Annotated in this window: 2 protein-coding genes and 1 pseudogene; all 3 read left to right on the top strand. The window is 70.0% G+C overall.

The genetic code is table 11. From position 1 onward, the window contains the following. Positions 1-311: pseudogene (locus IJH84_RS13855) on the top strand (TetR family transcriptional regulator); the annotation flags it as partial. 114 nt (positions 312-425) lie between these two features. Next, positions 426-1,232: a DUF4097 family beta strand repeat-containing protein gene (locus tag IJH84_RS13850; protein ID WP_200068740.1), complete on the top strand. Its 807-nt coding sequence runs from the start codon at positions 426-428 to the stop codon at positions 1,230-1,232. A gap of 190 nt (positions 1,233-1,422) precedes the next feature. Beyond that, positions 1,423-1,803, top strand: a 381-nt coding sequence (locus IJH84_RS13845; protein WP_295144969.1) for an Hsp70 family protein, incomplete at its 3' end; no start/stop codon positions are given.

Here is a 1,803-nt window from a genome sequence, read left to right as displayed (position 1 = left end):
TCGCGGAGAACTTGGCGCTGATGATCGATGAGCGGCGGGCGCGAACCATCGCGGAGTACGAGCTCTACTTGCTCGCTGCCCGCCGCCCGGCGCTGCGCCCGGCGGCGCGCCGATGGATCGAGGTGGCCGCCGCGCAGATCGACGAAAGCCGCGGGGCGGACGCCGGGGCGGTCAAAGCGCTGTTCGCGGCCATCGACGGGATGCTCATGCAGGCGTTGATCGCGGAGGAGCCGCCGAAGGCCGACGACTTCGAGCCGGCGTTGTACTTCCTCCTGCGACCGCTGGACCATCTCGGCGCATCGCGTTCTTGACGCTGCGGGATCGCTGGATCGGGTGTGCCCACCGGGTCCGAGGTGGCGCCGGCCGCGCGGGTCCGGTGGAAACGGTGCGGACCGTGTTCCGGATCGACCGAGGGGGAAGCGTTCATGCTCTCGAACAAGGCAGCCGTCACCGGCGTCGCGCTGCTGCTGGTCACCGCCGGGTGCGGTGGATACGACGGGGTGGTCGTGAACAGCTCCGACTCCGCCGAGCCGAGCGAGTCGGCCGTGGTGACCACGCCGCTCGACGGCATCACCGAGGTGCGGCTCGACGCCCGCAGCGCCGGGGTCGACGTGCGCAGCGCGCCGGGTGCGCGCGCGGAGGTCCGCCAGGAGATCGAGACGCACGAGGGCGGCGACCCGAACCGGCCGCGGCACCAGGTGGACGGCACGTCCCTGCGGCTCCGGGACTGCGGGCGGGACTGTTCGATCCGGTACGTCGTGACGCTTCCCGAACCGGTACCGGTCACCGGTGAGCTGACGTCCGGGGCGTTGGACGTCGACGGGATGCGCGAGGTCGACGTGACCGGCGGTTCCGGGCGGCTGAAGGTGGCGCGGGTCGACGGTCCGGTGCGGGTGCGCACCACCACCGGGCGGATCGAGCTGGACGGTGTCCGAGGCAGCGTGGACGTTGAAAGCACCACCGGGCAGCTCACCGGCGAGGACGTTTCCGCGGGCACCGTCGCGGCGAAGCTCCGGTCCGGCCAGATCGACCTCGGCCTCACGGCACCGCGCGACGTCCGCGCCGAGACCGGGACCGGCACGATCGCGCTGCGGGTTCCGGACGGGCCGTACCGGGTGGACGCGCAGGCGGGTGTCGGCTCGCGGGACGTCCGGGTCGCCGAGGATCCCGGCTCGGACCGGCGGCTCGCGTTGCGCGTCGAGACCGGCGGCATCGAGGTCGAACCCGGCTGATCGCACGAAAGTGTCGATCTCCGCGGGAACTCTTCGTGCTGCGCACGCGTTGTTCAGGCAGAAACCTTGAGCCACCGGCGCTCAAATCCGGTTTGACGGCCGTTGGACCCGGCCGGTAGAAGTTGAGTTGGTAAGGCTCAACGGACTAACCGGTCCTGGGCGCATGAGCATGAAGCAGGAGGAAACATCCATGGGGCGAGCGGTCGGTATCGACCTGGGGACGACCAACTCCGTCGTTTCCGTCCTCGAAGGCGGTGAATCGACGGTCATCGCCAACTCCGAGGGCTCGCGGACGACGCCGTCCATCGTCGCCTTCGCGAAGAACGGCGAGATCCTCACCGGGCAGCCCGCGAAGAACCAGGCGGTGACCAACGTCGACCGCACCATCCGGTCGGTCAAGCGGCACATGGGCACCGACTGGAAGACCGAGGTCGACGAGAAGGCGTACACGCCGCAGGAGATCAGCGCGCGAGTGCTGATGAAGCTCAAGCGCGACGCCGAGGCGTACCTGGGTGAGGAAGTCACCGACGCGGTGATCACCGTTCCGGCCTACTTCGAGGACGCGCAGCGG

The organism is Saccharopolyspora sp. (assembly GCF_017434145.1).
Taxonomy (GTDB): Bacteria; Actinomycetota; Actinomycetes; order Mycobacteriales; family Pseudonocardiaceae; genus Saccharopolyspora_C; species Saccharopolyspora_C galaxeae.
This window is presented reverse-complemented; position numbering and strand designations above follow the sequence as displayed.